Raw genomic sequence first — 5,005 nt, 5'->3', positions numbered from 1 at the left:
GGTCAGCGGTGCCGCCCGTCGGGACAGCACCGCTGGCGGCGGCTGAATCAAGTACTCCATCGACACCTTCAGTGCCCTGGAAAGCCGAGCCAGCTCCAAGCCGTCCAAACGGCGGCTACCAGCCTCAACCTTGGCCAGCATGGTGCGGTCTAGCCCCACCATCGCCGCGAGGTCCTGCTGCGAGATCCCCAACGACAGGCGGGCTTGTCGTACCTGCTCACCGACAAGGGGCCAGTCCCAGCCATCAGCCATGGTGCGATAATCGCACACTCAGCGCCGGAATGGGTCAACAAACGGAAGTTCAGGGTTCTTGCATCCAAGCCCTCGGGTCGGTGACAAGACCCCCTTGCCCCTGCTGACGCCGGATGACATCGCCGGGCCGTCGCGCGTCGAGCGTGGCTTGGGCGGCCAACATCCGATGACGCGGACTGACTGACTGAGCTGTTTGATCATCCGCAGCACGTATTGTGCCCAGATTCTCGTTTCGGAGAGCTGCCCTTCCGCCCCATGGTTGCTGGTCGCGCAGTTGCGCCGCTGTGGTCGTTTGCCGAAGATCTGCAGGTGTCGGTGAGTCCTGCTCAGCCCGCGGGTTCAGGTTGGAGCCGGGCCGAGCGGGTTGGCTCGGCAGTGGGCCGGCCGACTCGGAACACCGCGAGCGGCCGGCCGCCCACCCGTTCGGCGAGCCGAGCGGCGGTCACTGGACAGTCGATGAGCTGGCTGAGCGGATGGACCGCGAGGCCGTGCCGGGCGAGGGTCAGCCAGCTACGCAGGAGACGCCGTCCCGCAGCGATGTGGTCGTCGCCCTCGGCAAGCATGACCAGGACGCTGCCGTCGTACCGCAGCAGATTTCGGCCGCTGGCGGCCAGCAGCGCCGCGAGGCCCAGCCGGCGGGTGACCGGGTAGGCGCGCAGCGCGGCGGCCAGGAAGCGCGCTTCGAACCGGGACAGGACGAGGGCCCGGTCGGTGAGACCGTCGAGGTGGTAGCGCGGATGGTGTGGGTCGAGGCGTAGCCAGTCGCGTAGCTCGGCCACGACGGCTGGAGTGCCGAACTGCCAGCGGTCGGCGACCACCAGTTCGCTCGCGAGATCCCGGGCGGGAAGGTGGACGAAGCCCGGTTCGAGGTCGGCGAGCGCGGCCGCGTCGACGGGCCCGGCCGCGTATCGGCCACGGGCGACCCGGCGGGCCTCGATGTCCGCGATCGTGAACGGTGTTGGGTAAGCGTGGGCCGCGGCGACCAGGCGGGGACCGGGCGCCGCGGTGACGTGGAGGCCGAGATCGGCGGCGACGATGAGGCACGTCTCGACGAACGCGCCGATTCCGAGGCCGAGGTCACGCCCAGTCGGGTCGGAGTCGGGCAGGGACCGGGTCGGATCGACGTTGATGACGATTTCGTTGGCGTGGTAGGCGGGCTGCCACGGCTGCGTGTTGTGCGCGCTCGGCGCCCGGCGGCAGACCGCCTCGTGCGCCCGCAACTGCTCGACCCAGGTCATGCCGGCGCCTTCTCGTAGAACGTGTACCCGTGCAGCGGCCGCCCGCCGGCCCGCCGGTACTGGGCGGCCGAGGCGGCGTTCTCCCGCTCGACGAAGGTGCTACGCAGTGTCCGGTACCCGCCGGCGGCGAGGTTGCGGTGCAACTCCCGGGACAGCAGCGTCAGGTACCCCTTGCCCTGTTCCTCGGGCACGGTGCCCTTGATGATGAGCACCGCGTCGCGGCGGTACCGGGCGCGGGTGGCCAGCAGGCGAAGCTGGTTGAGCACGCCGAGCCGGCCACCGACCGCCATGAGGAACTCGGAGATGTCCGGCACCGCCACCACGAACGCGATCGGCCGGCCCGCCTTTTCCAGCCACAGCAGCAGCGCCTCGTCGAGCAGGTAGGCGAGGCCGTCGGTCTGCTCGGCCAGTGGCTCGGCGGAGATCTCGGTGTAGTAGCCGAGCTGCGCGAAGCTGGCGTTGAGCAGCTGCCGCAAGATCGGCAGCTGGTCGCGGAAGTGCCGCCGCGAGCCGTGCCGGATGACGAGCCCCTCTGCGGCGATGCGGGCGTCATCGAAGACGAACCCGTGGTCGCGGCCGACGTCGACTGGAGTGTCCGCGGAGATCGAGGCGGTGGTCGAGCCAGCCCCCGAAGCCGTGCCGTGGAGGTCGACCAGCCAGGTGTCGGCCTCGAATCGGCGCCGAAAGCCGTGCCGCTCGTACATTGCGGGGTAGTAGGCGGGGTTCCAGGCCGAATCCACGAAGCCGCGATCAGCGAAGCCGGAGGTGATCACCCCGCCGGTCTGGTTGGGCAGCAACGCGACCGGTCCGAACAGCGGCCGACCGTCGGCCCTGGCCTCGACCGTGTCCAGGATGGCGGCGAAGACCGCGTCGTCGTCGACGAACTCGGTGTGCCCGAACAGTTGCCGCGGACCGACCTTGGCGTCGAAGGCCGTGCTGCGGTGCACGCTGGTCCGCCCGACCACCACGCCGCGTTCGTCTCGGACCAGGAACAACTCAGCCCTACGGCGGTGCGCGGCGATCACCGACGACAGCAGGGGCACGTACCGGTTGGTCGGATGCAGTCGAAGCGGGAAGTCGACGAACGCTCGCAGATCCGCCCGCGACTCGACCGGAGACACCCTCATGGGCGGTGCACCGGCGGGCCGGCCGTCTCGGTGGACAGCGGGGTGAAGGTCGGGATGTGCGCCATGCCGTCAGCCTCGGCGCGCCAGACGCCGTTGCTGTAGCCCTCGGGCTCGGCGTTGTACAGCCGGATGTAGCCGCCGGTCGCGTTCCGCGTGCCGTGGTCGGTCACCCAGCACATGAGGTCGCGGTGGTGGCGGCTGCGGGCAAATTTCAACAGCGCGTCGCGGTCGCTGAAGAATGCGATGGTGCCAAGCGTGAACGGGAACTGGTAGTACACGGTGTGCCACCGGTATCCGTCCATCCGCTTCATCTGCTTCACCATCTTGAACCAGGTGCGGGTGAGGGTGAGGATCGAGCGTGGCCCTCGGTATCGGGTGGCGCCGACGAACATGGCGGTCGCTTGACCAACCGGCGGGGCGGCGGAAAAGTCGGAGGTCCTCACGTCGTCGCACCCTTCACCAGGTACACGTTTTTGATCTTGGATGTTGTGTCGACGAACGGGCCGGTGCCGTAGTCATGAACCTTCACCCGCAGGTCGGCCGCGGACGGGTCCTCAACCAGGGACTCGGCGAAGTCCCGGCTGGCCTCGGCGAGGTAGCGCAGCACCCCGTCGCGGCAGGTCTCGGCGAGGGCCAGCCGCTCGTCGGGGCTGAGCGCGAGATCCTCGCGCAGCTGCAGGTTGACGACTGGCCGGCTCTCCAGGTTCGCGTGCTCCTCCAGTTCCAGGCAGAAGCTCTGCAGCAGGTGCGCGAGGGGATTGCCGGCGTAGAGGCCGTACTCGACGTCCTGCGGGTAGATGTTGGCGCCCATGTACGAGATCGTGCTGTCCTTGCGGCCGAACAGGAACAGCAGCGGCAGCCGTATCCGGTCGGTCCGCCCGGCGCGTTCGGCCTCGAGCCGCGCGGCCGGGTCGTCGATTGCGGCCAGCACGTCCGGGTACGCGATCAGCCGGCCCTCGTCGCCGATGTTGTAGCGGACCTTGGGGTTGAGCACCGCCGTCGAGTTGATTGTGCAGATCACCTCGTTGTCGGCGTTGGTCTCCAGGTACGTCTCGAGCGGGTTGTACTGGAAGATCATCGGCAGTCGATGCTCGGCGGGGCCGAGTAGAGCGATCCGCAGGGCGGCGTCGGTGCGCAGCCGGCGTCGGACCCAGACGGTGAAGTCGGTCTCCCCGGCGATACCGATGGTGAGGTCGCTGGCGCCGTAGCCGGAGCGCACCTTGAGGAAACGCTCCTCCAGGTAGTCACGCAGCGCCTCGGTCATCCCCTCGCCGCCGACCAGGCCGCTGATGCGGTACTCGCCCCACGGAAAGTCCTCGGCGTCGAGCTTGTCGCGCAGGTGCTTGAGGAACGGCGGGTACGCGGTGACGATGTACTCGAAGTCGGGCCCGAAGTACCGCAGGGTGTCCGCGATCTTCTGCAGGTCCGGGCCGGTGTTCTTCACCATGGCGATCTTGGACATGGCGATGCCCGTGTTGGTGCCCGTGGCCCAGGCGCCCATCGAGTACGCGTTGATGACGAAGCGCCGTTTCGACGGGAAGACCATGGTCGCGTAGCCGGCCAGGTTCTTGTGAACCGAGCGCAGTTCGCGGCGGCTGCGAATCCAGTTGAACGGCTGACCGGACGAGCCCGAGGACTCGTCGACGACGCTGCCGGCGATCTCGATCTCACCGTGCCAGCAGCGCTCGGCCTCCGGGTATGCCATCACGTACGACCGCTTGTCCGTCGCCGGGTAAGACGACAGGTCAAACCAGCGAAATCGCCATCCGTTACGACGCAGGAAGTCGCCGTACGCGGGCACGTCGATCGCGGCGAACTGACAGGTCATCCACGCGTGCAGCCGAGCGAAGCGACCCATGTAAGGACGGTAGTTGCGCGCCATGAGCCGCCACACCGCCGGATGGATCTGGTGCAGCGTGTAGAGGCCGGTCAACGAGAAGCTCGCGACCCGCAGCGTCCACTGACGCAGGAAGGTCATCACCACGCGTCAAGGATAGGAACGTTCGGAAGTCGTTCCCTGGTCACCGGTACTCAACAACCCTGAGCATCCCGACTCAACGGCTCCCGTTGACCTAGGTTTACCGTGCCGACCTTGCGGAGTCGGTAGGTTCTGGCCGGCCGGCTGCGCGGGCTGTGCCGCGAGGGCGGGAGGGTCATGAATCACGTGGGCCAGCAAGCCGTGCATGAGCATGAGTTGTGGGAGTCGGTCGCCTCGGCGGCTCGCGACAGGGTCGGGCAACGGCAAGCAGCGATGGTCTCCGACCACGGGCTCAGCGGCGATGTGCAGTACCACTGGTCGATGGACGACGCCACCATCGCCTGGTCGCGCGGCGGCGGAAGATGTCAACCAGTTCGGGGCGGATTGTTCAGGGATTCGTTGACTGAGCT

The 5,005-nt window shown here is 68.0% G+C and carries 6 protein-coding genes; 1 reads left to right on the top strand and 5 read right to left on the bottom strand.

All coding sequences use genetic code 11. The features are described 5' to 3' along the window. The 5 genes from ABZ570_RS33530 to ABZ570_RS33510 form a co-directional block, all read right to left on the bottom strand. Positions 1 to 252 (bottom strand): helix-turn-helix transcriptional regulator (locus tag ABZ570_RS33530; RefSeq protein WP_358072139.1); only part of this gene is annotated, 252 nt, incomplete at its 3' end. Positions 253 to 578: 326 nt separating this feature from the next. Next, positions 579 to 1,490 carry a hypothetical protein gene (locus ABZ570_RS33525; RefSeq protein ID WP_358072137.1) on the bottom strand — a complete coding sequence of 304 codons (912 nt, stop codon included), beginning with the start codon at positions 1,488 to 1,490 and terminating at the stop codon, positions 579 to 581. Next, positions 1,487 to 2,617, bottom strand: a complete 1,131-nt coding sequence (locus ABZ570_RS33520; RefSeq protein WP_358072135.1) for a hypothetical protein — start codon at positions 2,615 to 2,617, stop codon at positions 1,487 to 1,489. Before ABZ570_RS33520 ends, ABZ570_RS33525 begins: the two co-directional genes overlap by 4 nt. Next, the gene (locus ABZ570_RS33515) at positions 2,614 to 3,060 is read right to left on the bottom strand and encodes a DUF4188 domain-containing protein (RefSeq protein ID WP_358072133.1); all 447 of its coding nucleotides are present in this window, start codon (positions 3,058 to 3,060) and stop codon (positions 2,614 to 2,616) included. Before ABZ570_RS33515 ends, ABZ570_RS33520 begins: the two co-directional genes overlap by 4 nt. After that, positions 3,057 to 4,595, bottom strand: coding sequence for a phenylacetate--CoA ligase family protein (locus ABZ570_RS33510; RefSeq protein WP_358072141.1), 1,539 nt, complete (start codon positions 4,593 to 4,595; stop codon positions 3,057 to 3,059). Before ABZ570_RS33510 ends, ABZ570_RS33515 begins: the two co-directional genes overlap by 4 nt. 177 nt (positions 4,596 to 4,772) lie before the next feature. On the opposite strand from ABZ570_RS33510, the gene ABZ570_RS33505 reads away from it, so the two are divergent. Further along, positions 4,773 to 5,005 (top strand): hypothetical protein (locus tag ABZ570_RS33505; protein WP_358072131.1); only part of this gene is annotated, 233 nt, incomplete at its 3' end.

Source organism: Micromonospora sp. NPDC007271 (genome assembly GCF_040634005.1).
Lineage (GTDB): Bacteria > Actinomycetota > Actinomycetes > Mycobacteriales > Micromonosporaceae > Micromonospora.
This window is presented reverse-complemented; position numbering and strand designations above follow the sequence as displayed.

What these genes read in the sequence shown, in the direction of transcription:
- ABZ570_RS33525 (WP_358072137.1), bottom strand. Translation starts at nt 1,490, where the DNA reads ATGACCTGGGTCGAGCAGTTGCGGGCGCACGAGGCGGTCTGCCGCCGG.
- ABZ570_RS33520 (WP_358072135.1), bottom strand. Translation starts at nt 2,617, where the DNA reads ATGAGGGTGTCTCCGGTCGAGTCGCGGGCGGATCTGCGAGCGTTCGTC.
- ABZ570_RS33510 (WP_358072141.1), bottom strand. Translation starts at nt 4,595, where the DNA reads ATGACCTTCCTGCGTCAGTGGACGCTGCGGGTCGCGAGCTTCTCGTTG.